Raw genomic sequence first — 26153 nt, 5'->3', positions numbered from 1 at the left:
GCACGCAAAATGTCGTTCCCACGACTCGACCAAATCCCCCCAACGCGCTAGTGTACCCTCTGACAACAGATTTATTTCACTCGCCACAGGCCAGCAGAGACTATGACTGAAAACAACAACTATCAGCAGCTCACCCGCACATTCCAACGGCTCTCCCGCTTCTCTCACCTTGCCGCCATCGCCGGCTGGGATATGTTCGCCATGATGCCGCCCGGCGGCAGCCGCGCGCGCGGCGAAGCGCTGGCGGAGCTCGGGGTGCTGCAGCACCAAATTTTGACCAACAAGAAGGTTGGCGAATGGCTGCGGCACGCCCAACAGGAAGACCTTAACGATCTGGAGCAAGCTAACCTGCGCGAAATGACCCGGCAGTACCAGCAGGCGGCGCTACTGCCGGAAAGCCTGGTGGAGGCGAAATCACTGGCCGGCAGCCGCTGCGAACATGCCTGGCGCAGCCAGCGTCCGGCTAACGACTGGCAGGGATTTGCCGAAAACCTGCGCGAAGTCGTTAAGCTCAGCCGCGAAGAGGCGCAGATCCGAGCCGAAGCGAAAGGGTGTTCCCGCTATGACGCCCTGCTGGATATTTTTGAACCCGACATGACCAGCGCGCGTCTTGACGTGCTATTCGCCGATCTGAAATCCTGGCTGCCGTCGCTGCTGGCAAACGTCGTCGATAAGCAAGCGCAGAAAACGCTGCTCGAGCCGCAGGGGCCCTTCGCCATCGCCGATCAGCGCGAGCTGGGGCTGGAAGCGATGCGGGTTTTAGGCTTTGATTTTGACGGCGGGCGTCTGGATATTAGCGCACACCCCTTCTGCGGCGGGGTGCCAGAGGACGTCCGGATCACCACCCGCTATAACGAAAACGATCTGCTCAGCGCGCTATTTGGCGTGATCCACGAAACCGGCCACGCGCGCTATGAACAGAACCTCCCGCGTAACTGGGTCGATCAGCCGGTTGGGCTGGCTCGTTCAACGGCGATTCATGAATCTCAGAGTCTGTTCTTCGAAATGCAGCTTGGCCGCAGCGAAGCCTTCCTCAACCGCCTGCTGCCCGCCGTGCGTCAACGCTTTGGCGACCAGCCGGCGTTCAGCGCGGAAAACTTTATCGCCTGGAACCAGCGCGTGAAGCCGGGCTTCATTCGCGTCGATGCCGACGAAGTCAGCTACCCGGCGCACGTCATTCTGCGCTATGAAATCGAGCGGGCGCTGATCGACGGCGATATTGAAGTAGACGATATTCCAGCCCTGTGGGATGAGAAAATGCAGAGCTGGCTAGGTATTTCGACCCTCGGCAACTATCGTGACGGCTGTATGCAGGATATTCACTGGACCGATGGCGGTTTCGGCTATTTCCCTTCCTATACGCTGGGGGCGATGTACGCCGCACAGTTAATGGCGGCCGCCAGACGCGCGCTACCGAATCTCGCGCAGGATATCGCCGGCGGCGATTTTAACGCCCTGTTCGACTGGTTGCGGCAAAATATCTGGCAACACGGCAGCCGCTTTACCACTTCGCAGCTGATTAAAAATGCCACCGGCGAAGATCTCAACAGCGAGTATTTCCGCCAGCATCTTACCGCCCGTTATCTCTAAGCCTGTGCGCCGGGGCCTGCTCCGGCGCGTTTCGACTGACCAGACGGGTATTGTACAAACGGTTACACGCCGATACCAAACACTCACGGAAAGCTCGAAAAGACAAGCATATAGTTACTTCAACGGCCCCGCAGTGGGGTTGAAATGAAGAAACCTTTTCGAGGATATCAGAATGAAAAAAGTATTAGCTCTGGTCGTTGCCGCTGCTATGGGTCTGTCTTCCGCTGCTTTCGCTGCTGATGCAGTAAGCACCACTCAGGCACCTGCTGCTGCAACTCACAGCACCACTGCCAAGACCACTCACCATAAGAAACATCACAAAGCTGCCGCCAAACCGGCTGCAGAACAGAAGGCCCAGGCTGCCAAGAAACACAAAAAAGCCGCGGCAAAACCTGCAGTAGAGCAAAAAGCTCAGGCTGCGAAAAAACACCACAAAGCCGCCGCTAAACCGGCCGCGCAGAAAGCTCAGGCTGCCAAAAAGCACCACAAAACTGCCGCTAAACCAGTAGCGCAGAAAGCTCAGGCTGCCAAAAAACACCACAAAACCACTAAACACACCGCAGCTAAACCTGCTGCTCAGCCGGCTGCATAATCTTTCCGGTTAGTCTGGTTTTGTATAAATCGGCGCTGTTTCAGCGCCGTTTTTTTCTGGAGAGCGCTATGCTGCGACGTTATCGTTTTGAGCTCATCCTGATACTGCTGATAATCTGCGCGCTGGTGGCAACCCGCTTTTTCCTCTACTAGGCGTCGCTATTCATCCCCCTCAATGGGAAAACCGGCTGCACGTATCGCCTGACGGCAATCGCTGACTCCCGCCGCATATCCCGCTTCAATTTCGCATACCGGGCTCGCGCTGGAGAAAGGTAAGCGAATCGGCGTCGCCAGTTGACGTTCCAGCTCGCTAATTTTTTGCCGCGCCGCCAGCAGCTCCACCGCCAATTCAGCGGTCAACACTTCGCTATCTGCTCCTGCAATCACCGCCCGTAATCGCGTCTCATCGATAGTCATCATATCCGCCAGTTCTGCATTCACTGGCGGATATTATAGCCCACGCCACCTCACGGCGCTGGCGGGTCATTACAGGGCATGTACCGCCTCAATGACGAGATAGCCCATCGCGCCCCACATAAAAATTGAAACCAGCGAAACATAAACTAATGCGCGAATACCTTGTTTAGACATACACCCTCCCACTGCGGGAAATGACATTGCGCTTATGATGGCCGGGTCAACCTCACATTTCACTCAATGGGAACCAGCGAAAACGATGTTTACAGTGAGAAAATGTTTCGTAGTGAAAATAATTGAGAAGATGGTAAAAAAACGCCAATGACGATGAACTTTCGTGCTCGCAAGGCGACTAAAACACCCGCAAAAAATTGCGCTTTGCGAATGTCCTGCAAGGCAAAGTGATTATTTTTCCCGCGCTTTATGTACGTTCCGATACACGAATTATGTTGCGTTACCCGCCGCTTTCTGCGGAAATGACAACAGCAGAGATAATGCGTTAACCATCTGAATTCACATGGTTCTTGCATAGATGAAATGACTTCAGGATTCATTTTAACTGCCGTTTGGCTTAATAAAAATTATTCTTAACTTTCATAAACTTAAATCTCCTGCTACTTTCAATAGACATAATTATCTCCCCAGAGAGTGATATGCGTAGAGACGTACTGTTATTACTGTGTTCGTTTTGTATTTTTCCTCTGTTTGCTCACGCCGATGATGACGGCATGAGCGCGAAAGATATCAAAACGCTTTTTTTCGGCCATGACGATCGTAAAGCGGTCAGCGACCCGGCCAGTTCCCCCTGGGATGCCATCGGCCAGTTAGAAACCGCCAGCGGTAATTTGTGTACCGCAACGCTGATTTCGCCGCATCTGGCCCTCACCGCCGGTCACTGTTTGCTGCAGCCGCCGAAAGGCAAGCCGGATAAGGCCGTCGCGTTGCGTTTTATCTCGCGTAAAGGTAATTGGGTCTATGAAATTCACGGGATTGATGGCCGTACCGATCCGTCGTTGGGTAAACGGCTTAAAGCGGACGGCGATGGTTGGATTGTTCCGTCTTCCGCAGCCCCCTGGGACTTTGGCCTGATCGTCCTGCGCTACGCGCCCGGCGGCATTACGCCAGTTCCGGTTTTCCGCGGTGATAAAGAAGCGCTAACCGCGGCGCTGAAAGCAACGGACCGCAAAGTGACGCAATCCGGTTACCCGGAAGATCATCTGGATAGCCTCTATAGCCATCAGGATTGTCTGGTGACGGGATGGGCGCAGGCCTCAGTTCTATCACATCAATGCGATACGCTACCGGGAGACAGCGGTTCTCCGCTGCTGTTAAAAACGGAAAACGGCTGGCAGGTCATTGCGGTGCAAAGCTCGGCGCCGGGCCCGAAAGATCGCTATCGCGCCGATAACCGGGCTATTGCCGTGACCGGTTTTCTCGACAAGCTGGAAGCGCTGGCCAATGAGTGATTATCCCTGCTGCTGGCGCAGTTGAAGCAATGAATCGATCGGCATCGGTTGACTGAAATAATATCCCTGAAGTCGATCGCATCCCGCCCGCCGCAGCAGCGCCAGCTGCTGCTGACTTTCAACCCCTTCGGCAACCACGGTGATCCCCAGCGCATTAGCGATACGTACCGTGCCGCGCACCAGTTCTGCCGCCTGCGGGTCGACATCCACCAAGCCGGCTAACGACTTATCAATCTTCAGACTATCAAAACGACAGCTGCGTAGATAACCAATACTGGAATAACCAATACCGAAATCGTCCAGCGCGACGGTGATACCCAACGATTTCAGGTTTTCGATAGCCATGCGGGCGCGCTCCGGGTTTTCCAGTACGTAGCTTTCGGTCACCTCAAGCTGCAGGCGGCGCGCAGGAAACTGACAGCGTCCCAGGGTTTGGATCACCCGCGTTTCAAATTCCGGGTCGCGGAACTGCGCCGGTGAGATATTGACGGAAAGGAGCAGATCTCCCATCGGCTGTAAATCGTAACAGGCTTGCGCTAGCGCAAACTGACCAAGCGCGTAGATCAATCCGCTACTTTCGGCGATGGGAATAAAAGCATCCGGCGCCAGCGGGCCTTCAGGGCGCCGCGACCAGCGCAGCAACGCCTCTACGCCTTCCATCACCAGCGTATCGGCGTTGACAATCGGCTGATACCAGACATCAAATTCGCCTTTTTCGAGACCTTCGCGGATGCCATTTTCGATGTGTAGCTGGTGCTGGCGCGTTTCGTTAAGGGTGTCATCATACCAGGCCGCTCTCCCCTTGCCGCTCTTCTTCGCGTGGTACATAGCCATGTCTGCGCGACGAAACAATTCGGTACTGGAACAAACCGCCGGCACGCCGCTGGCAATACCGATACTGGCGCTGATATATATTTTGCGCGCGCTGAGTTCAATGGGCGATTTTAATAATTCCAGTACCGCCCAGGCAAACGCCGAAGCCTGATTAACCGCTTGTTCACCGCTGACGGTCATGGCGAATTCATCCCCGCCCATCCGCGCCAGCATCGCCCCCGCCGGAACCCGATCCTGCAGTTCGCGGGCAATATGCGCTATCAGCGCGTCGCCAACGTCATGGCCGTAGTTATCATTAACGTCTTTGAAACCATCGAGATCGATAAATACCACGCTTTGCATTTCATTCTTGCCGCAGTCGCCCATCGTATTCAAACGTTCGATCAACGCCCGACGGTTCGGCAAACGGCTCAGCCAATCGGTCAACGCATTTTTTCGCGCCTGCTGTTCGCCGCGCGCCAGTTTGTATAGCCCCAGGCTACTGAGCAGAATGAATAGCAGAATTAAACTCGCCGCCAGAATGGCGATAAGCCTGATGGTGTTTGACGCGGCGCGCGCCGCCTCAGCACCAGGAAGACGCGGCTGCCAGCTCAGATATGCCAGCGTTTCGCCGCCTTCTGTACGTAATGGTACGCTGTATTCGCCGGCGAACTGCGTCGTATGCAGGCGATTAATCTGGAAAGTAGTCCCCAGGGTTTCCAGCATGGTCGGATTAATGTGGCGGGTAATGACCAGATAGCGACGGGTCTTGTCATAAACCGGCAAGCGGCCGATCGTCGGGCGAATCAAGCCGATACCGACAAACGCGATACCTGCGCGAGTACGGGTAATACCAGCAAAGGCATTTTCACCGCGTCTCAGCGCATCCGCGTGCTGCTCGATGAGGGTTCGCAACCCGCTGCCGAAAAAACCAATATCGGATTCGGTAAATGGCTCGCTGCGAAAAGCGCCCCACAGGATGCGGTAGTTTTCATCCAGGATAAAAGTGCCGTCGTAGAGATTATTAATCTTAAAACCCGATCCCCACGAATCATACAGCCAGTGTGAGTCAAGATGGGGCGTATAGGTTTGTTTAACCGCATCATCCCAAATCGAATTATCCAGTACCAATGACAGCACCCGATTGACCGATGTCTGTACAGCCCCTTCCACCGAGAGCATCGTACGGTGCTTATCAATTTCATTGGTTTTAATACTGACCAGGTGTTGTGACAAATAGAAGAGAGAAATAACGGAGACCACCAGCCCCAGGCCGGCGAGAAAGACCAGTACGGAAAGAATTTTGGCAGAGGGGATATTCCGCCAGCCTGGCAAAGGGATCATGCGCTGTCCTCATAGCGGCCTACAGAAAGATGCCGAATCTGCTTTTTAAGCGTAATACAGAGGACAGAATTTGCCGCCTGCCTACGCAGGCGGCATCATATCAAGCCAGTTTTATCAATACCATGCCGGCTACCAGCAGCACGACGCCTACCCAGCCTTTATGATTAAGGCGTTGTCCGAAGAGGATCCAGCCGGCGGCGATAGTCGCCGCGATCCCAAACCCGCCCCATAACGCATAAGCGACGGAAAGGTCGATACCTTTTACCGCCTGCGACAGGGCGCTGAAAGCGCCTAGCACCGCCGCCAGCGACAGAATACCGTAGGTCTTACGACGGAAACCGTCGGAAAACTTCAGAAATACGTTCGCGGTAATTTCCAGTACGATAGCCAGCGCCAGCCAGGCGCCGTGAATCCACTCAAACTGTTGCATGAGCTTTCTCCTCGCGCTGTTTCACCGCTTTCCTGGTGCCGGACTTAATCAGCACAATACCCGCGACCAGCGTTGCCAGCCCGGCCAGTTTTACGATAGACAGGCTTTCGTCAAACAGCAGCACGCTGAATACGGTAATTAATAAAATACCGATACCTTCCCATAGCGCATACGCCACACCGAGAGCAATTTTTTTAACGGCGAAGGCCAGGAAAATATATGAAAGCGCAATCATTGCCAGCATTAAAATATAGCCTGTATGACCGCCGCTGACGCTGGCCCATTTCATAGACAGCGTGCCGGTTATTTCAGCAACGATAGCTAAGGCTAATAAAATCCAATAAAACATAATCCCTTCTCCTGCTTGAGAATACAATCCATGACGGCTCACGAAGGTAAACCGAAAAAATTCTGACGTAGTTTTAGCCGTGCGCGGTGCGCCAGCTCAGGCAGAGAGAATGGGACTATAGCGCAGAGCGCCAGTGCTGTTCGCCAGCAAATCGGGAAAGGATGAAAGGTAATGCGTGATGAGTCGAAAAATAAAGGCTGAACTGATTGTTCATAAAATTACAATTATCCGCGGTGTTGCTTCTCGTCATTGCGGAAAAAAATTGTCCTCGGTAGTTAAACACAAGTAAATTTGTACCATAGTGTTAATATTAACTCAAAGTCTTTGCAATTCTTTACGTCCAAGGTGCGATTTCGATTAGTATTTTCTCAAACTGATCTCCATCATAAACGCGAATAGCAAAGTCGCTATGATCAAGGACGTTTTCATCTCCAGCGTAAGGAACCCAATGGCCAAACCCATCATCACCCTTAATGGACTCAAGATCGTCATCATGCTGGGCATGTTGGTTATCATCCTTACCGGCATCCGCTTTGCCGCCGATATTATCGTCCCCTTTATCTTAGCGCTGTTTCTGGCGGTGGTCATTAACCCGCTGGTCCAGCTGATGGTGCGCTTCCGGGTGCCCCGGGTGCTGGCGATTTCTCTACTGGTGGGCGCCATCGTGCTGCTGGCGGTGGTACTGCTGGCGTCGCTTGGCACATCGCTTAACGAACTGGCGCGTACCCTGCCGCAATACCGCACGTCGCTGGCCGAACCGCTAAAAACGGTCACGCCATGGCTACAGCGCTTTGGATTTACCGTCTCCGCCATTGAGCTGAATAAGTATATCGACCCCAACGCGGTGATGACGCTGGTGACCAGTCTACTGACCCAGTTGTCGAATGCGATGTCGTCCATTTTCCTGTTGCTTCTCACCGTGGTATTCATGCTGTTGGAAGTGCCGCAGCTGCCCGCCAAGCTCCAGCAACTGATGTCGCGGCCGGTTGAGGGGATGGGCGCCATTCAGCGGGCGATTGATAGCGTGTCCCACTATCTGGTGCTGAAAACCGCGATAAGCCTGGTCACCGGGCTGGTGGTCTGGGGCATGCTGGCGCTGTTAGACGTCCGCTTTGCTTTTATGTGGGGGCTGCTGGCCTTTGCGTTGAACTATATTCCCAATATCGGTTCGGTACTGGCGGCCATCCCGCCGATTCTGCAGGTGATGGTATTTGGCGGCCTGTATGAGGCGCTGATCGTCACTGCCGGTTACCTGATTATCAACCTGGTGTTCGGCAATATTCTCGAGCCGCGTATCATGGGCCGCGGGCTGGGGCTCTCCACGCTGGTGGTGTTCCTGTCGTTAATTTTCTGGGGCTGGTTACTTGGCCCGGTCGGCATGCTGCTGTCGGTGCCGTTGACCATCATTGTGAAAATCGCCCTTGAGCAAACCAACGGCGGGCAGAGTATTGCTTTCTTACTTAGTGACTTAAGTAAAGAATAACCGGCAATCGGGCTGGCTTATCCGCCAGCCTTCTCCTCTTTTCATCTTTTCCGCTTAGACCGTTACTCCTTTCTTATTATTGATCCCCATCACAAATGGGCACATCCAATCATTACTCTAAAGCTAACGATTAGCCGGCGTGCTTAATTGATGCGCAGCGCCGCGCCGCGCACACTAACTTCCACCAGGACAAACGAAACGATTTGTCGAATCAGGAGGTTAACAATGAATGCTGAACAAACGACGGGACGGGTCTGGAACCGTCGCCGGACGGAAAAACAGCGGCGGCTGGCCGAAGCGAAGATTGCCGGCAAAGTCATCCCCACTGACCAACTGGTCAGCGTACTGGAAAATCTGCTCGCCCCGGGCGATCGGGTAGTACTGGAAGGTAACAACCAGAAACAGGCTGATTTCCTCTCCCGCATGCTCGCCGAGGTTAATCCGCAAAAAATCCACGACCTGCATATGATTATGCCAAGCGTCGGGCGCAGCGAGCATCTGGACCTGTTTGAAAAAGGCATTGCCCGTAAACTGGATTTCTCTTTCTCCGGCACGCAGAGCCTGCGAATTTCGCAGCTGCTGGAAGATGGTCTGCTCGAAATCGGCGCCATCCACACCTATATCGAACTCTACTCCCGCCTGTATGTCGATCTGTCACCAAACGTCGCGCTGATCGCCGGCTATAAAGCGGACCGTAAAGGCAACCTGTACACCGGGCCAAGTACCGAAGATACCCCGGCGCTGGTCGAAGCCGCCGCCTTCCATGACGGCATTGTGATAGCCCAGGTCAACGAACTGGTGGACGACGAATGCGATCTGCCGCGCGTCGATATTCCCGGCTCGTGGATTGATTACGTGGTGGTCGCCGATAAACCGTTCTTCATTGAACCGCTGTTCACCCGCGACCCGCGTCTGATTAAGCAAGAACACATTCTGATGGCGATGATGGCGATTAAAGGCATCTACGCGGAACATCAGGTGCAGTCGCTTAACCACGGTATCGGCTTTAATACCGCCGCCATTGAGCTGTTACTGCCCACCTACGGCGAACAGCTCGGACTGAAAGGCAAAATCTGTAAACACTGGACGCTGAATCCGCATCCTACCTTAATCCCGGCCATCGAAAGCGGCTGGGTGGAAAGCGTGCACTGCTTCGGCGGCGAACTGGGGATGGAAGAGTATATCCGCGCCCGCCCGGATATCTTCTTTACCGGCCCGGATGGCTCAATGCGTTCCAACCGCGCCTTCTGCCAGCTGGCAGGTCAGTACGCGGTAGATATGTTTATCGGTTCGACCCTGCAGGTTGATGGTCTGGCTAACTCCTCAACCGTCACCCGCGGTCGTCTTTCCGGTTTCGGCGGCGCGCCGAACATGGGTCACGACCCGCACGGTCGTCGCCACGCCACCCCGGCCTGGCTCAATATGATCACTGAACCAGACCCGATGCAGCGCGGTAAAAAACTGGTGGTGCAGATGGTCGAAACCTTCCAGGCCGGCGTGAAACCGACCTTCGTTGAAACGCTCGATGCGGTCGACGTCGCCAAAACCTCCGGCATGCCGCTGGCGCCGGTGATGATTTATGGCGATGACGTAACCCACGTGCTGACCGAAGAGGGTATCGCCTACCTGTACCGGGCGGAGAGCCTTGAAGAGCGCCGGGCGATGGTCGCCGCGGTGGCCGGGATCACCGATATTGGCCTCGGCGTGGACGCCAAACGCGTCGCCGCGCTGCGCCAGAGCGGCAAAGTCGTCTACCCGGAAGATATCGGCATTCGCCGCAGCGATGCCACCCGCTCGCTACTGGCCGCCGGCAGCGTCGCCGAGCTGGTGGAATGGTCCGACGGACTGTACAACCCACCGGCAAAATTCCGGAGCTGGTAATGAAAAATCTCTCCCCCCTACACGCAGAAAGCCGCGTCAGCTGGCTGGCGCATACCGCCAGCGCGTGTCTGATTGACGAAGCCCGTCTGAGTCCGAAACCGGGACTGGTCGATAGTCGCGGCAGCGGCGCGCATCAGGATCTTAATCTGGAACTGATGGAACGCTCCGCCCGCAGCCTGCAGCCGACCTTTCACGCGCTGGCGCAGCAAAGCTGGCAGCGTCCGGTGGATATCGCCCTGCGCGAAACCGTCGGCCGCCTCGGTCGCGAAGGCGAAGCGCAGATGATGATGGCCACCGGCGGGGTCAATACCCACCGCGGCGCCATCTGGGCGCTGGGCCTGCTGGTCAGCGCGGTGGCGATGTTGGGTGGAGAGGGTCAATCACAGGCGATCGCCGCCGCCGCCGCCGCCCTCGCCCGCCTGCCTGACGGCTTCGCGCCGAAAAGCTTTAGTAAGGGGCTGCGCGCCAGCCGCCGTTGGCAGGTGCCGGGCGCACGCGAGGAAGCGCAGCGCGGATTTCCGCATGTTATCACCCTGGCGCTGCCGCAACTGCAACAAAGCCGGGCGCGAGGCGCCAGCGAGCCGCAGGCGCGTCTCGACGCGCTGATGGCCATCATGACCTCGCTGAGCGATACCTGCGTGCTGTCGCGTGCCGGCATGAACGGCCTGCACGCCATGCAGCAAGGCGCCCGCGAGGTTCTGGCGGCTGGCGGTTGCGCCAGCGCCGCCGGTCGCGCCTCGCTAGCGCGCCTTGATGCGCAGATGCTGGCGCAAAACGCCTCGCCGGGTGGCGCGGCCGATCTCCTTGCCGCCACCCTGTTTCTCGACCGGGTTTCCGGCTAACGCATTCAGAGGATGTTATGGAACAGATTACATTGTCATTTCCTGCCAACCGCGCCCTCAGCGGCAAAGCATTGGCAGGGGTCGTAGGTTCTGGCGATATGGAAGTGCTTTATACCGCCGCACAGGGCGCCACGCTCAACGTACAGATCACCACCTCAGTGGATAACAGCCAGGCGCGCTGGCAGGCGCTGTTCGACAGGTTGAACCTGATCAACGGCCTGCCCGCCGGGCAGTTGATTATCCACGACTTCGGCGCCACGCCGGGCGTCGCCCGTATTCGTATTGAACAAGTATTTGAGGAGGCCGCTCATGCGTAACGATCGCAGCTTTATCGAACTGCGCGCTCGCGAACGCGCCCACGCCCTGCTGGACGATGGCAGCTACCGCGAACTGCTGGACCCGTTTGAAGGCATTATGTCGCCGTGGCTTGGCGCACAAGGCATCGTCCCGCAGTCCGACGACGGTATGGTGGTCGCCAAAGGCACTATCAACGGCCAACCTGCGGTGGTGATTGCCATCGAAGGCACCTTCCAGGGCGGCAGCATGGGCGAAGTCTCCGGCGCCAAAATGGCCGCCGCGCTGGAGCTGGCGGCGGAAGATAACCGCAACGGTATCCCGACCCAGGCGGTGCTGTGCCTCGAAACCGGCGGCGTACGTCTGCAGGAGGCCAACCTCGGTCTGGCCGCCATCGCCGATATTCATGCCGCGATTGTCGACCTGCGCCGCTACACCCCGGTGGTCGGCATTATTACCGGTACCGTCGGCTGCTTCGGCGGCATGTCCATCGCCGCGGCGCTGTGCAGCTACCTTATCGTCACCCGTGAAGCCCGTCTCGGCCTCAACGGCCCGCAGGTTATCGAGCAGGAAGCCGGAATTGAAGAGTACGACTCCCGTAACCGTCCGTTTATCTGGAGCATGACCGGCGGCGAAATTCGCGCCGCCAGCGGCTTGGTCGACGCGCTGGTTAACGATGGCGTTAACGCGGTTAAAACCGCAATGAATGAGGCGATCGCCAAAGGCGTACCGGCACAACACCGCAGCGACAACTATGACGATTATCTGCGTCGCTTGAGCCAATTCGATACCCGCCAGCAGGCGGATACCGCGCAGATTAAACAGCTTTTTGCCCGGGAGGATAAATAATGAGTCAGTTCCCAAACCGCGCCGCGCTATGGCTGAACAAACTGGCGCCCAACGCGCCGCTGATGAGCGGGTTATGCGCCTCTGTTCAGGTTGCAGATGGCCAGATTGATGGCGAAAACGTCCGCTTTATCGCCGTGGTGCCTGACGCCAACAACCATTACCCGCGCGCTGCCGGTGGCGAAGTCGGCCTGCTGGAAGGCTGGACGCTGGCGAAAGTGGTCAACGAAACCATCGCCGCCGACGCCGATCTGCCTGTCAAACGGCCGATCGTCGCGGTAATTGATGTCCCGAGCCAGGCCTATGGCCGCCGCGAAGAAGCCTTTGGCATCCACCAGGCCCTGGCCGGGGCGGCAGGCGCCTACGCCAAAGCCCGTCTTGCCGGCCACCCGGTGATTGGCCTGATTGTCGGAAAAGCGATGTCCGGGGCGTTTCTGGCCCACGGCTATCAGGCCAACCGCCTGATCGCCTTTAACGATAGCGGCGTGCTGGTCCACGCGATGGGTAAAGAATCGGCAGCGCGCATTACGCTGCGTACCGTAGAGGCGCTGGAGAAACTGGCGGCGACGATCCCGCCGATGGCCTATGACGTCAGCAACTACGCTACGCTCGGCCTGCTTTCCGCCCTGCTCGATATCAGCAATCCGGATGCGCCAGACGAAGGCGATCTGTCGCTGGTCAGCCGTACCCTGCGCGACGCCATCGCTGACGCGCGCACCGATACCTCACTGAAGTGTCGCCTGGGCGCGGAAAACCGCCGCAGCTCACAGCTGGTTCGCGATCGCATGCGCGCCAGCTGGTAAGACGTTCGTACGTAAGTAGTAGAAGAAAACCTGCCGGAAGCAGTCTCCCGGAGCGCGGAATAAACGCTCCGGGAAGGGACGGCTTTTAGAAAAAATAACAATCGCGCCAGTACTCTATTTTATTTACAGGTGATTTATGACTTATGTGATTATTCATGCTCTCGCGCCCATTTTCGTTATCATGCTGCTGGGTTTCTGGGCCGGAAAGGCCGGGATGGTAGATAACAAAAACGTCTCGCTGCTTAATATTTTTGTAATGGATTTTGCCTTACCCGCCACGCTATTTAGCGCGACGGTACAAACACCGTGGGCCGGTATCGTCGCCCAGTCGCCGCTAGTGCTGGTGCTGACCGGCGCGATGTGGATCACCTATGCCGCGATCTACTTCCTCGCCACCAGCGTGTTCAAACGCACGCCGCAGGATGCCGCAGTGCTGACCCTCACCGTCGCCCTGCCAAACTATGCCGCGTTAGGTCTGCCGATCCTCGGCAGCGTGCTGGGTGAAGGCGCGTCAACCTCGCTGTCGGTGGCGGTCTCTATCGCCTGCGGCTCGGTACTGATGACCCCGTTCTGCCTGCTGATTCTGGAACGTGAAAAAGCCCGCGCCGCAGGTGAAAACAGCGGTTCTACGCTGGCGATGCTGCCGGTGCTGATGTGGCGTTCGGTGAAAAAACCGATCGTTTGGGGCCCGCTGCTTGGGGTGGTACTTTCCGCTATCGGCATTAAAATGCCGGACCTGCTGCTGGCGTCGATCAAACCGCTGGGACTGGCCGCCACCGCCGCCGCGCTGTTCCTCACCGGGGTGATCCTGTCGGCACGTAAACTGCAGCTCAATGCGCTGATCGCTACATCAACCATCGTGAAACTGCTGGTGCAGCCGTTTATTGCCTGGGGCCTGGTGATGTTACTTGGTCTGCACGGCTCTATCGCCATTACCGCGATCCTGATGATTGCGCTGGCCGCCGGCTTCTTCGGCGTGGTCTTCGGCAACCGCTTCGGCGTGCAGTCTCCGGATGCTGAAGCCGTGCTGCTGTTGAGCTCGGTTCTGTGTATCCTGTCGCTACCGCTGTTTATCTCTTTGACTTCAGGACTGTAAACCATGTCATCAACGCCGCGTCCCCACGATTTAGTTTGGTTAAACCACGCCAGCGCCCTGGAAGACATTGCCGAGCCGTGGGTGGTTCAGCAGTGGCGAGCCGCGCTGCCGGTGGTGGTGAGACGCGACGTTGACGGCCAGGCCCGCATCCCGGTTGGGGTGCGGGGCATGAAGCGCGAACAACGCGCCGCCGGCTGGGTTCAGCCGCACAATATCGTGCGCAGCGTCAGCCCGGAGATGCTTGTTGATCGTGAGGTCTTGCTCCATTCGCCTTTTGTTTCGCAGCCGCCGGTCCAGGCGGCTATCGCCCTCACCTTACACCGCTGGCCCTGGGGCTGGGGCGTCACCGGCAGTACCGGCTACGCGCTGGCAACCGAAATCCCGGTGCTGCATGCGGCAAGCGATCTGGATTTGCTGATCCGCGCGCCGCAGCCGCTGGACCGCGAGGCATTGCTGGAATGGCAGGCCCGGGTGGCCCTACTACCGTGCCGCGCCGATACCCAGATAGAAACACTGTACGGCGCCTTCGCCCTTAATGAGTGGCTGCGCGATGGCCGCGCGCTACTGAAAACATCCCGCGGCGCACGCTTAACCGCGACGCCGTGGCACAGGGAGGAATGATGAAGATTATATTTACTTTTCCCGGTCAGGGCGGCCAGCGCCCCGCAATGCTGGCGGCAATCCCCGATCGCGAGGCTATCCTCTCCCAGGCGCGCACAGTGCTGGGGGATGAAGTCGATACTCTCGATAGCGCCGACGCGCTAAAGCATACCCGTGCAGTACAACTCTGTCTGCTGATCGCCGGGGTAGCCTGGGCGCGCGAACTACAGCGCCAGGGCGTGGATCCGCAGATGGTCAGCGGGCTCTCTATCGGCGCGTTTCCGGCAGCGGTGATTGCCGGCGCGCTCGATTTCGCCAGCGCGCTGCGCCTGGTGGCGCTACGCGGTGATTTAATGGAGCAGGCTTATCCCGAAGGTTACGGGCTGACGGCGATTATGGGGCTGACCCGCCCACGGGTTGAGGCGCTGATGGACGGCCATGAGGTTTATCTCGCCAACCTGAATGCCGAAACGCAGATAGTGATCGCCGGGCGCGATGAAGCCATGGCCGAGGTAGCGCAGCTGGCGCTGCAGGCTGGCGCCAGTAAAGCCCAACGGCTGGCGGTCAGCGTGCCGTCGCACTGCGCGCTGTTGGCTAAACCTGCCGCCGCCCTGGCAAAAGCCTTTACCGACGTCACCTTAACGCGCCCTCAGCGCGCCTATTTAAGCGGCTCGACGGCGCGCGTGCTGTGGGATCCGCAGCGGATCGCCGACGATCTGGCGATGAACATGGCGCGCACCGTACATTGGCAGGAGGCGATGATCGCCGCCGATGAACGCGACGCGAGGCTGGCAATCGAGATGCCGCCCGGCGGCGTGCTCACCTGCCTGACCCGCCAGGCGGGCTGGCGCGGCGAGACCATTTCGCTGGAGCGCAGCGGCGTGGACGTCGCCCGCCATCTGGCGCAGCGGCTTAGCGATTAATACTGCGGGCGTACATGCGCCCTTCCGCCGCCAGCGCCAGCAGGTCGGCATCACGCTCGCGATGGTGTGAATAGACGATAGAGATCAGCTGGCGCATCTGATAGGGTTCCGCCAGCTTTAACAGCTGCACATCGTTTTCATAGACTTTCTTCATCCGCCCCGGCAGCAGCGCGAAGCCCACGCCCGCCTGCACCAGGCTTATCATCGAAAAGATATCATTCACCCTGGTCACAATTTCCGGCTCAAAACCGGCTACCTGAAAGGCCTCCTGAAACCCGGCATAAGTCGCAAATCCTTCCGCCAGCGAGACAAACTTGCGATCGGCGTAATCGCGTAGATCGGCGAGCTGAGTGGTATCCAGCTGTTCCGTCGCCGGCGCGGCGAGAAAGATATCGTCTTCAAACAGCGGCACTACGTCGAAAGCCGAATTATTGTATTCGCCTTCATTGGTCGCGATTAAGATAGCGTCAAGGGCATCGTCTTCCAGCATATCCAGCAGCATCTGATTGGAGCCCATCGTCAGATCTAGTTCAAGCTCCGGGCGGCGTAATTTCATCCCCATAATGATGCGCGGAACGGTTTCCAGCGTCAGCGAATAGAGTGTACCGATGCGCAATCGCCCCTGACCGACGCCGGCGACTTTACGCGTCGCCTCAAGCCCGCGGCTCATCAGACTCATCACATCCTGGCAGTATTCGAGCAGCGTCCACGCCGCCTGCAGCGGCAGCAGGTTGCGTCCTTTGTGAACAAACAGCGGGCAGCCGACACCCTCTTCGAGCGTATGCAGCGCGCGGTGAACGCTAACGCTGCTGAGCTTCATGGCTTCGGCGGTTCTGGCGATATTGCCCTTCGCCATAAACATCATAAAGACCGATAGCTTGCGGAAGGTGATCTCCTGGTTAATATCGTCTCTCATAGCCCTTCCACACTCCTGGTTTAATTTTCTTTTTCAATTCAAACCAGTATATCTTTTATGAGGCCAAAGTTGCAGGCAGCGCGCGGCCTCAGCCGGTAAATAACGCAAAAAAGGGAAGACCATGGTCTTCCCTTTTGTTCACTGCCCGGATGCGTCGTTACAGCGCCATATCGTGCTGCGGCGAGGCTTCGCGCGGCGTCTCTGCCGGTTTGGCGGTCGCGGTCGGCGCGGACTCTGGCATCTGAATGACCGGAGGCTTGGTCAGTTGCAGCGCCGCGGCGGTGTCATCCCAAACCTGCTGGGTCAGGGCCACGTTGCCGTTCAACTTCTCGCCGTAGCTCGGCACGATAGCGCGAATGCGGCTCTGCCATTCCGGCGAGTTAAACTGCTGCGGGAACATCTGCTTGAGAACGTTCAGGGTGATCGGCGCGGCGGTGGAAGCACCTGGCGATGCGCCGAGCAGCGCAGAAATCGTTTTCTGCTGATCGACCACCACTTCGGTACCGAGCTTCAGAACGCCGCCCTTCTCCGCGTCTTTTTTGATGATCTGCACGCGCTGACCGGCCTGAATCAGTTTCCAGTCTTCTTTGCGCGCGTTCGGGTAGTACTCTTTCAGCGCCGCAAAGCGGTCATCATCGCTGAGCATAACCTGGCTAATCAGGTACTTCACCAGATCGAAGTTGTCGAGGCCAACGTGGGTCATCGGCAGTACGTTGCTGGTGGTGGTGGTGCTCAGCAGATCGAAGAACGAACCGTTTTTCAGGAACTTGGTGGAGAAGGTGGCGAATGGCCCGAACAGCACCACGCGCTTACCATCGAGGTAACGAGCATCCAGGTGCGGTACCGACATCGGCGGCGCGCCAACCGAGGCCTGACCATAGACTTTCTGCTGGTGCAGTTTAGTCAGCTCCGGGTTTTCGGTCATCAGGAACGAGCCGCCTACCGGGAAGCCCGCATAGTTGTCCGCTTCCGGAATGCCGGTTTTCTGCAGCAGCTTCAGCGCGCCGCCGCCGGCGCCGATGAAGACATATTTGGCGTCGATAGCCTGCTCTTCACCGCTCTTCACGTTCTTAATCGTCACGTGCCAGGAGTTGTCGGCATTGCGTTTGAAATCGGTGACTTCAGAAGAGGTCTGCAGCGAGAAATTGCTGCTCTTTTTCAGGCTGCCGATCAGCTGACGGGTGATTTCACCGTAGTTCACGTCGGTACCGACCGGCGTCCAGGTGGCGGCCACTTTTTGCTGCGGATCGCGTCCTTCCATGACCAACGGCGCCCACTGTTTAATTTGCGCGTGATCGGTGGAGAATTTCATTCCCTGGAATAAGGTAGTCTGCTGCAGCGCGTTATAACGCTTTTGCAGATAATCAACATTATCGCCCCACACGAAACTCATATGCGGCGTGGAATTAATAAACGAGTGCGGGTCGTGCAAAATACCGCGTTTGACCTGCGCCGACCAGAACTGGCGCGAAATCATAAACTGTTCATTGATATCCAGCGCTTTGCTGACATCAATAGAACCGTCTGCACGCTGCGGCGTGTAGTTCAGTTCCATATTTGCCGAGTGACCGGTACCGGCGTTATTCCAGCCGTTAGAGGACTCCAGCGCGACGCCGTCGAGTTTCTCCACCATCACCTGTTTCCACTCCGGCTGCAGCTCCTGCAGCCAGGTGCCCAGCGAGGCGCTCATGATGCCGCCGCCGATCAGCAGAAAGTCAGTTTTTTTCGAGGTATCGCCATTTGCGTAGGTCGCCGTACTGACGAACATCGCTAATGCGGTCATAGATATAATCGTTTTTTTAATTGCAGGCATAATAGAAATATCGCGTAGCAAAAGTGTAATAAGAGCCGCCATATTAACGCACTTTTACTTTATTTTAAAATATCATTTACACTTCGATATTTTAATGCAAACAGTTTTTTAACTTAAAAAAGCAGTTTATTTATTTCACTGGCATTCATTGTGAAAATAGCGGCGGAAAATCAGGATGATTCAGGCGATAAGAAATCTGGCGCCGGTTTATTTAGTTATTTAACAAACCGGCGCGGCGAGGAGATTAATTAACGTTACTGAGCGTTTTCTCTTGCGCTTCACGTAAGGCGACACGCAAATGGTTGTTGTTTTCGCTGAGCAGATCCCGTGCCTGCCAGGCATCGAGCCCCGTCATCAGCATCAGAATCGCCGTCCGACAATGCTGATTGCAACTGGCCAACGCGGCTTTAGCTTGCGCGCGCGTACACTCTGCGGCGGCCATCACCATGGCGATTTGTCGCTCCTCCCAGCGCGGGCTGGTTGCCTGTAGATCAACGCGCAGGTTGCCGAACACTTTGCCGCTGCGTACCGCAAGGCCAGTGGTTAACAGGGTGAGGATCTGCCGCTGCGCCAGTTGCGCTTTCGGGTTGCCATAACCCGCCACCGCTTCCGGCCCGGTCTGCGGCGCAATCATAATATCCGCCAGCTGCGCGGCTTCGCTATCAGGCTGCTGCGTCAGGATAGCAATCGGTGTGCCCAGCGACCAGGCGTGACGCATAGCCCCCCACACCCACGGCGTTTTGCCGCTGACGGTGAGCGCCAGCAGCATATCGTTGGCGCTCAGGGACAATAGCTGCATATCCCGTAAGCCCGCGTCATAATCGTTAGCCGCCCGCTCGGCGGCCTGCAGCGCGCTCCCTTCACCACCGGCAATCATCGCCACCAGTGAGTGATTGGCTTCAGGGGAATAGTCATTAACCGTTTGCAACGCCGCCTGCCCGGATGCCCCGGCGCCAACGATCACCAGCCGTCCTCCCCGGCTCAGAGTCGCCGCGGCGTTATCCACCAGCCGGGTAATCTGCGGCAGGCAGGCATCGATAGCAACGGCTATCTGTTTGTTATCCTGCTGCAGCAGGGTCAGCATATCGAGGGTGGCGAGCGTATCGATATGGCGCGTTTGCGGGTGGCATCGTTCCAGCATTGATGCGGTTGGCTTACTGCTCATAAAACCTCCATTTAAAACCGAACTCACTGCGGCTACATCAACAGCGGTGAAATATCCATTCATTCATCACGGCTATTTGATTGATGCAGCCAGTGTAAAGCCTTCATCCACGGCTTTACCGCCACGGGGGTCACAGTTTGTTCACTCGACACCTAATCGCGGCGCGACTGCGCGTTATCCGAGCATGAGGGCTACGCATGTCAGGCAGCGGATATCCAGAAAGCGGTTTTACTGTTATTACACGGCTTTATGAAAGCCGCCCTATCGGCGATAATGATCGTTCAACGAATCGATCGGGGTTGTCATGAAGGAAGCCGAGCTACAGCCGCCCGCCCGCAAGCGCGCCCGCAACCTGAAATTAAGTACCGCCGTCACGCTAATGATTGGCAGCGTTATCGGCGCGGTGCTTCTACTGGTCTACGCGCTATGGTTTATGCAGATCAGCAACGCCACCCGCGACGGCTTAAAAGAGACGGCGCTGGCGGTGGCGCGCACCATGGCCGATATGCCGCAGGTAAAGCGTGGTCTCGGCGAGCCGCCGCAGAGTAATATCATTCAGCCGCTGGCGCAGGCCATTACCCGGCGTAACGATCTGCTTTACGCGATTGTGACCGACATGCGCGGCATTCGCTATTCGCATCCGGATAGCGCCATCATCGGTAAACCGTTTATCGGCGAGGATATCCGCCCGACCCTCGCCGGGCGGGAAAACGTGGCGATTAACCACGGCGTACTGGCGCCGGCGCTGCGCGTGTTCACCCCGGTATTCAATGAACAACATCAGCAGATTGGCGTGGTGGTGGTAGGTATTTCGCTGAGTAAAGTCGACGAACAGATCGCCAATAGCCGCTGGGACGTCCTGCTGACCATTCTGTTCAGCGCGCTGGTCTGCGCTATCGGCACCTGGAGCCTGGTGCGCGGCTTGAAACGCATTCTGCTCGGGCTGGAGCCGCAGGATATCTCCACCCAGTTTCAGCAGCGTCAGGCGATGCTGCACTCGCTGAAAGAAGGCGTGATCGCCGTGGATAGCAGCGGCCAGGTCACGTTGATTAACCCGGCCGCCCGCGGCATGTTACTCAGCGGGCCGGATAAAAGCATCGATCGCACCCCGCTGCTGGCGGACTTGCAGGAAGTTTTGCGCAGCGGCGAACCCATTTATGACCGCGCGCTCGGCTGTAATGGCTTGTTGCTGATCAGCAATACCGTCCCGGTGCGCAGCCAGAACGCCATCGTCGGCGCCATCAGCACCTTCCGCGATAAGACCGAGATGAGTCAACTGGTGCAGCGTCTGGACGGCATGATGAGCTACGTTGATGCCCTGCGCACCACTTCGCACGAGTTTATGAACAAGCTGCACGTGATCCTCGGCCTGCTGAATATGAAAAGCTATGACAAGCTGGAAGAATATGTGCTGCAGACCGCCCATGCCTATCAGGCCGACATCGGCGAAATTCAGCACCGGATAAAATCGCCGGTGGTCGCCGGCTTCCTGATTGGTAAAATCCAGCGCGCCAAAGAGCGAGGCTTCTCTTTGAACCTCGCCGAAGAGAGCCTGGTGCCGGATTGTCCCAATGAAAAACAGGTCACCGTGCTGGTGACCGTGTTGGGCAATCTGATTGAAAATGCGCTGGACGCGATGAGCGGCCAGACGGAAGGCGAAGTGAGCCTGCTATTGCACTATCAGGATGGCTGGTTAAGCGGCGAAGTGAGCGACGACGGCCCGGGGATCCCGGCGGCTAATATCGACGCCATCTTTAATAAGGGCTTCTCCACCAAAGGCGAGAATCGCGGCGTCGGCCTGTTTCTCGCCAACCAGCAGCTCCACGAACTCGGCGGCACGTTGTCAGTCGAGTCCGAGCCTGGCGTATTTACTCAATTTTTTGTTCACCTGCCCTGGGATAGTAAAAGGAAAAAAGCGTGATAAATGTATTAATTGTTGACGACGATGCGATGGTTGCCGAGCTGAACCGCCTGTACGTGGCGCGCATCCCCGGTTTCAGCTGCTGCGGCACCGCGTCGACGCTCGGCAAAGCCCAGGAGATGATTAACGACCCGCAGATGGCGATCGATTTGGTGCTGCTGGACGTTTACATGCAGCAGGATAGCGGCCTCGATCTGCTGCCGACCATTCGCGCCAGCGGCCGCGCCATCGACGTGATTATGATAACTTCCGCCGCCGATGCCGCCACCGTTCAAACCGCTATGCACTATGGCGTGGTGGATTATCTGATTAAGCCATTCCAGTTCCCGCGCTTTGAAGAGGCGCTGACCGCATGGCGTGAAAAACGTAAACTGATGACCGGCCAGCCCTATTACGAGCAGGCGGATGTCGATCGTCTACTGCACGGCGGCACGCCGGAAGCGGTTGACGCGCGTAAGCTGCCGAAAGGCTTAACGGCGCAGACCTTACGCACGCTGTGCCAGTGGATTGATAGCCACCCTGATGTGGAGTTCTCTACCGATGAACTGGCGGCGGCGGTAAATATCTCGCGCGTCTCCTGCCGCAAGTATCTGATCTGGCTCGCGCAGATCAATATTCTCTACACTACCATCCATTACGGCGCGACCGGCCGACCGGTGTACCGCTATCGGCTGGTCGCCGAGCAGTACGGCCTGCTCAAGCAGTACAGTCAGTAATCTGATAGCCGCTGTCGAGCAGTTGAAAGCGGATGCGCTGCGGTGACGACAGAATCACGCCGCGGTTTTTGGTGACAAAAATCGCTTCAATGTCGTCCCGCAGGCGCAGCGCCGCGCAACCCTTCTCCACGCCAAGACCATACAGCAGCGTGGTCCAGATATCGCCGTCCAGTGAATCCGCGGAAATGACCGTGACGCTGTCGAGTTCGTTATCCAGCGGATAGCCGCTGCGCGGATCGAGGATATGGTGCCAGCGTTTGCCATCCTGCTCGAAATAGCGTTCATAGGTGCCTGAAGTGACAACCGACTGCCCGGCAACGGCAATCGAGCCGATAAGTTCCTGCTCAGCGGCAAAGGGTTTTTTCAGCCCAATCGACCATTCCCCTAATGTATGTACATTGCCGCCGAGGTTAATCAGCGCCTGTTCAATCCCCTGCTGGCCCAGGTAATCGCGTACCCGGTCGGCGATATATCCTTTGGCGATTGCGCCAAGGTCTATTTCCATTCCGGCCTGTGCCAGCCACACGCTCTGCTTTTCGTCATCAAGAATGACATCCTGCGGGCGGGTTAACGGCAGCCGCGCCGCAATATCCGCCGCCGACGGCACGCTATGACCCTGAAAGCCAATGCGCCACAGTTTAACCAGCGGGCCGATAGCCAGATTAAAGGCGCTGTCGCGCACCATACTGGCGGCTTTAGCGCACTTAATCAGCTGGTACACCGGACGGCTAACGGTAACGGGATGATGCCCGGCGGCATGGTTGATATCCATCACTTGCGACTGCGCGCGGTTAACGGTGAGCAGATCTTCGTAGCGTTTAATTAACTGAAAGACGCGGGAGGCCAGCGCCTCATCGTGGGAATAGAGTTTGAGCAGGATGGGCGAGCCCATCAACACGGCGGAGTAGCTATAGACGCGGTTATCGGACATTGGGCTCTCCTTAGAAGGGATAAGCCGGGCGGCTAAGCCAGCCCGGCATCAGCATTTACCTATTATCCTCTGGCACGTTTCGCCGCCTGATGGCCCGCGAGGGTACCGAAGATGATGATATCCGCGACCGCGTTACCGCCGATGCGGTTACCGCCATGGATACCGCCAACCACTTCACCCGCGGCGTAGGCGCCGCGAATCGGCTGCTGCGCCACATTCAGCACTTCGCCATCGGTATTAATGGTCACGCCGCCCATAGTGTGGTGCACCCCTGGGGCAATACGAATGGCGTAGAACGGGCCTTCGTTAATCGGCGCGCGCAGCGCGGTTGTGCGGCCAAACGCTTCATCGTGCTGTTTTTCCACTGCGCCGTTGTAGCATTCCAGCGTAGCGAGGAACGCATGGTAATCCATCCCCAGCTTCTCCGCCAGTTCACGCGGCGAGCTGGCGCTGGTGACGAAGCCTTTGGCGATATACTCGTCGGCGGCTTTGTTTTTCGCCCGCACATGCTCGTCGAAGACGATGTAAGCATAGTGTTCCGGCAGCGCGATAATCGCCGCAGACACTTTATCGCGGGTCTCCATCTCGTTGAAGAAGCGGTTCCCCTGCTGGTTAACGAGAATAGCGCCGCCGCCGCGAATCGATTCGGAAATCAGGTACGAGGTCTGCTGCTCGACGGTCGGGTGAATTTGAATTTCGCCCATGTCCACGGTGCCGGCGCCAATGCGCTCCAGCAGCGCGATACCGCTACCGGTCGCCCCTTTATGGTTGGTGGTCACGAAGCCTTCGAGGTCAGGACGATATTTCACCACCATCGCGCTGTTGGCGCTGAAGCCGCCGGTCGCCACGATGATACTTTTGGTCTGCACGTCGATGATCTCTTGTTCATCGTTGATAAGACGCACGCCGCTCACTTCGTCGTGGCGCATCAGGATCTCTTCTACCGAGGTATCCAGCAGCACATCGATACCGCGTTTGGTGATATTACGCACCAGACCGCTAATCAGGTAGCCGCCAACCGCCGATCCGTCGCGCGGACGGTGGGTACGGTCGATACTCATCCCGCCGGTGGTGGTGATATCGTTAAGCATAATCCCACGGTCCGCCAGCCATTCAATGGCTTGCGGCGCGTTTTCAACGAAACGGCGCAACAGCTGCGGGTTATTTTTATTGTGGCCGCCCTTCAGGGTTTCCCGGTAGAACAACTCCTTACTGTCTTCGATACCTTTCACCCGCTGGAAGCGGGTTTCCGCGGCGTTCATCCCGGCGGAAGCTTTAATGGTGTTGCCGCCAATAGTCGGCATTTTTTCGACGATCAGCACGCTGGCGCCTTCGTCGTGGGCCTGAATCGCCGCGGCCAGACCGGCGCCGCCGCTCCCCACCACCACAACGTCATAGCTTTTCGGCGCGGCATCGTTGCCGCCCTCTTCCGCGGCCAGCGCTTTGCTGGATTTCAGCATCGCTTTGGACACCGCTTTTTTCACCGCTTCGCTCTGGCTGGTCGCGCCGGAGATAGCATCGACGTGCGGCGTGTTGGCGGTCAGAATACGTTCGCGGATCTCTTCGAAGCTGGTGGTAAATTCAACGCTCTGCACTGGGCTTGCGGCCAGCTCGATATCCGCAATGCGATCGTTTTCGAGGCTGACGTTAATGACCAGTTCGTTGGCATCGTCCTGAACGGTTTCGACAAACACCCCCGGTTTAAATTTCGCGTCGCCCATGCTCATGTCGCGGATCATCGCCTCGACCAGCGAGAAACGCCACAGCGGTTCCGGAATATTCAGCGCCTCGCGCTGGGTGCTGTCGATAAAGAGTTCCAGCTCTTCGCAGGCGGCGATACGTGAAGCCCAGTCCGGATAGGCGATGCAGGCGCGGCCGACGGCCATCAGATCATAACCGTGATCGAGGCCCTGTTCGGCGTCGGCGGCGTTAACCACCCCGCCGACGCCCATCACCGGCACCTGCGCCAGCGTTTCAGAACGCATGGCGCAGTACTTTTCAATCAGCGGCGTCGGATCGCTGGTATCAACGATAGACGGGCGCAGCGTCGCGCCAACCGAGAAGTGCAGGTAATCAACGCCGCGGGCGGCCAGTTTCTCCAGCAGATACATGGTGTCATCGAAGCGGATCCCCGGGACTTCCATCTCTTCCGGCGAGAAGCGATAGCCGATAATAAAGGCATCGTCAGCGTACTGACGGGCCATTTTATGCGTGATGTCCAGTACCGCCAACGGGAATCTGGCGCGGTTGTCGCGGCTGCCGCCCCACTCATCGTCACGCTGGTTGGAGTTCGGCGAATAGAACTGTTGAATAAGATAGGTGTTGGCGCCGTGGATTTCGACGCCGTCGAAACCGGCGAGAATGGCGCGGCGAACGCCGTCGCCAAATTTGGCAATCATGCCTTCGACTTCTTCACCACTGAGGGCGCGCGGCATGGCGGCGCCGTCGCGCGGCGCGGCAATAGCGCTCGGCGCCACCGGCTGGCGACCGCCAATCAACTGTGGGTCAACCATGCGGCCGCCGTGGTAAATCTGCAGAATCGCTTTTGAGCCTTCCGCTTTAATCGCTTCGGCGATTTTCGCCAACCCGGCGATTTTTTCATCGTTATCAATGCCGATAGCGCCCGGGAAGGCCAGACCATAATCATCAATAAAGCAGCATTCAACGATGATAGTTCCGATGCTGCCAGCGCGGGCGCGATAGTATTCAACGAGCTCGCTGGTGACGGTACCATCGAAATAACCGGTGCAGGTGGTCATTGGCGCCATTAGCAAACGGTTTTTCAGTTCAGTCCCATTCGGTAAAGTAAATGGCTGCAGAATTCGTTCGTTACTGGTCATATTAATACTCCAGATTTTAAATATTGAAATTCAGAATTGGGTGACGGAAATTTTATTGATTGTTTATTTTCATTCCTGTTGTC

At 57.2% G+C, this 26153-nt stretch carries 23 protein-coding genes; 14 read left to right on the top strand and 9 right to left on the bottom strand.

Annotated features, from left to right (window positions below; genetic code table 11):
• The first annotated feature begins 102 nt into the window (after positions 1 to 102).
• Together PGR29_RS00705 and asr are read left to right on the top strand one after the other, a co-directional pair.
• Positions 103 to 1590 carry a carboxypeptidase M32 gene (locus PGR29_RS00705; RefSeq protein WP_113374708.1) on the top strand — a complete coding sequence of 496 codons (1488 nt, stop codon included), beginning with the start codon at positions 103 to 105 and terminating at the stop codon, positions 1588 to 1590.
• 172 nt (positions 1591 to 1762) lie between these two features.
• Complete coding sequence (gene asr, locus PGR29_RS00700) at positions 1763 to 2182, top strand: acid resistance repetitive basic protein Asr (protein ID WP_113374707.1); 420 nt, start codon at positions 1763 to 1765, stop codon at positions 2180 to 2182.
• A 158-nt stretch (positions 2183 to 2340) separates the two neighbouring features.
• Here asr and PGR29_RS00695 read toward each other — a convergent pair whose 3' ends face one another.
• Positions 2341 to 2598, bottom strand: a complete 258-nt coding sequence (locus PGR29_RS00695; RefSeq protein WP_271032611.1) for a hypothetical protein — start codon at positions 2596 to 2598, stop codon at positions 2341 to 2343.
• A 653-nt stretch (positions 2599 to 3251) separates the two neighbouring features.
• On the opposite strand from PGR29_RS00695, the gene PGR29_RS00690 reads away from it, so the two are divergent.
• Positions 3252 to 4064, top strand: coding sequence for a trypsin-like serine peptidase (locus PGR29_RS00690; RefSeq protein WP_162750230.1), 813 nt, complete (start codon positions 3252 to 3254; stop codon positions 4062 to 4064).
• Here PGR29_RS00690 and PGR29_RS00685 read toward each other — a convergent pair whose 3' ends face one another.
• From PGR29_RS00685 to mdtJ, 3 genes are all read right to left on the bottom strand, one after another.
• On the bottom strand, positions 4065 to 6221 hold the full coding sequence (locus tag PGR29_RS00685; protein WP_213794762.1) for a putative bifunctional diguanylate cyclase/phosphodiesterase: 2157 nt from the start codon (positions 6219 to 6221) through the stop codon (positions 4065 to 4067).
• Positions 6222 to 6321: 100 nt separating this feature from the next.
• Positions 6322 to 6651: a multidrug/spermidine efflux SMR transporter subunit MdtI gene (mdtI, locus tag PGR29_RS00680; protein ID WP_087858531.1), complete on the bottom strand. Its 330-nt coding sequence runs from the start codon at positions 6649 to 6651 to the stop codon at positions 6322 to 6324.
• Positions 6638 to 7000, bottom strand: coding sequence for a multidrug/spermidine efflux SMR transporter subunit MdtJ (gene mdtJ, locus PGR29_RS00675; protein WP_087858530.1), 363 nt, complete (start codon positions 6998 to 7000; stop codon positions 6638 to 6640). Before mdtJ ends, mdtI begins: the two co-directional genes overlap by 14 nt.
• A gap of 448 nt (positions 7001 to 7448) precedes the next feature.
• Here mdtJ and PGR29_RS00670 point away from each other — a divergent pair, with 448 nt between their 5' ends.
• The 9 genes from PGR29_RS00670 (at position 7449) to mdcH (ending at position 15768) form a co-directional block, all read left to right on the top strand.
• Positions 7449 to 8483 carry an AI-2E family transporter gene (locus PGR29_RS00670; protein WP_087858529.1) on the top strand — a complete coding sequence of 345 codons (1035 nt, stop codon included), beginning with the start codon at positions 7449 to 7451 and terminating at the stop codon, positions 8481 to 8483.
• Between the two features lie 225 nt (positions 8484 to 8708).
• Positions 8709 to 10364, top strand: coding sequence for a malonate decarboxylase subunit alpha (gene mdcA / locus PGR29_RS00665; RefSeq protein WP_115659185.1), 1656 nt, complete (start codon positions 8709 to 8711; stop codon positions 10362 to 10364).
• A complete protein-coding gene (locus tag PGR29_RS00660) occupies positions 10364 to 11206 on the top strand; it encodes a triphosphoribosyl-dephospho-CoA synthase (protein WP_316423840.1) in 843 nt (280 codons plus the stop codon). Before mdcA ends, PGR29_RS00660 begins: the two co-directional genes overlap by 1 nt.
• Positions 11207 to 11223: 17 nt before the next feature.
• Positions 11224 to 11523 carry a malonate decarboxylase acyl carrier protein gene (mdcC, locus tag PGR29_RS00655; RefSeq protein WP_008805033.1) on the top strand — a complete coding sequence of 100 codons (300 nt, stop codon included), beginning with the start codon at positions 11224 to 11226 and terminating at the stop codon, positions 11521 to 11523.
• On the top strand, positions 11516 to 12349 hold the full coding sequence (locus tag PGR29_RS00650; RefSeq protein WP_012541866.1) for a biotin-independent malonate decarboxylase subunit beta: 834 nt from the start codon (positions 11516 to 11518) through the stop codon (positions 12347 to 12349). Before mdcC ends, PGR29_RS00650 begins: the two co-directional genes overlap by 8 nt.
• Positions 12349 to 13149, top strand: a complete 801-nt coding sequence (gene mdcE, locus PGR29_RS00645; RefSeq protein WP_316423839.1) for a biotin-independent malonate decarboxylase subunit gamma — start codon at positions 12349 to 12351, stop codon at positions 13147 to 13149. Before PGR29_RS00650 ends, mdcE begins: the two co-directional genes overlap by 1 nt.
• Positions 13150 to 13285: 136 nt before the next feature.
• Positions 13286 to 14245, top strand: a complete 960-nt coding sequence (locus PGR29_RS00640; RefSeq protein WP_004148291.1) for an AEC family transporter — start codon at positions 13286 to 13288, stop codon at positions 14243 to 14245.
• A 3-nt stretch (positions 14246 to 14248) separates the two neighbouring features.
• Positions 14249 to 14866: a malonate decarboxylase holo-ACP synthase gene (locus PGR29_RS00635; RefSeq protein WP_113374704.1), complete on the top strand. Its 618-nt coding sequence runs from the start codon at positions 14249 to 14251 to the stop codon at positions 14864 to 14866.
• Complete coding sequence (gene mdcH, locus PGR29_RS00630; RefSeq protein ID WP_316424330.1) at positions 14866 to 15768, top strand: malonate decarboxylase subunit epsilon; 903 nt, start codon at positions 14866 to 14868, stop codon at positions 15766 to 15768. The genes PGR29_RS00635 and mdcH overlap by 1 nt, the downstream gene beginning before the upstream one ends.
• Here the strand turns inward: mdcH and PGR29_RS00625 are convergent.
• The 3 genes from PGR29_RS00625 to PGR29_RS00615 form a co-directional block, all read right to left on the bottom strand.
• Positions 15758 to 16684, bottom strand: a complete 927-nt coding sequence (locus PGR29_RS00625) for a LysR family transcriptional regulator (RefSeq protein ID WP_213317623.1) — start codon at positions 16682 to 16684, stop codon at positions 15758 to 15760. The two genes, mdcH and PGR29_RS00625, sit on opposite strands and share 11 nt — an antisense overlap.
• 157 nt (positions 16685 to 16841) lie before the next feature.
• Positions 16842 to 18497, bottom strand: a complete 1656-nt coding sequence (gene mqo / locus PGR29_RS00620; RefSeq protein ID WP_316423838.1) for a malate dehydrogenase (quinone) — start codon at positions 18495 to 18497, stop codon at positions 16842 to 16844.
• A gap of 244 nt (positions 18498 to 18741) precedes the next feature.
• A complete protein-coding gene (locus PGR29_RS00615; protein ID WP_316423837.1) occupies positions 18742 to 19662 on the bottom strand; it encodes an N-acetylmuramic acid 6-phosphate etherase in 921 nt (306 codons plus the stop codon).
• 304 nt (positions 19663 to 19966) lie between these two features.
• On the opposite strand from PGR29_RS00615, the gene PGR29_RS00610 reads away from it, so the two are divergent.
• Complete coding sequence (locus PGR29_RS00610) at positions 19967 to 21583, top strand: sensor histidine kinase (protein ID WP_087858520.1); 1617 nt, start codon at positions 19967 to 19969, stop codon at positions 21581 to 21583.
• The gene (gene dcuR / locus PGR29_RS00605) at positions 21580 to 22299 is read left to right on the top strand and encodes a two-component system response regulator DcuR (protein ID WP_087858519.1); all 720 of its coding nucleotides are present in this window, start codon (positions 21580 to 21582) and stop codon (positions 22297 to 22299) included. The genes PGR29_RS00610 and dcuR overlap by 4 nt, the downstream gene beginning before the upstream one ends.
• Here dcuR and PGR29_RS00600 read toward each other — a convergent pair.
• Together PGR29_RS00600 and PGR29_RS00595 are read right to left on the bottom strand one after the other, a co-directional pair.
• Positions 22280 to 23230 (bottom strand): FAD:protein FMN transferase, encoded by a 951-nt coding sequence (locus PGR29_RS00600; protein WP_113374701.1) that lies wholly within the window; start codon positions 23228 to 23230, stop codon positions 22280 to 22282. The genes dcuR and PGR29_RS00600 overlap by 20 nt on opposite strands.
• Positions 23231 to 23292: 62 nt before the next feature.
• On the bottom strand, positions 23293 to 26070 hold the full coding sequence (locus PGR29_RS00595; protein ID WP_316423836.1) for a flavocytochrome c: 2778 nt from the start codon (positions 26068 to 26070) through the stop codon (positions 23293 to 23295).
• Positions 26071 to 26153 lie beyond the last annotated feature (83 nt).

The organism is Klebsiella sp. 141203 (assembly GCF_032601985.1).
GTDB lineage: Bacteria > Pseudomonadota > Gammaproteobacteria > Enterobacterales > Enterobacteriaceae > Klebsiella > Klebsiella aerogenes.
The sequence above is the reverse complement of the archived record's forward strand: the minus strand, read 5'-3'. Positions and strand labels throughout refer to the sequence as shown.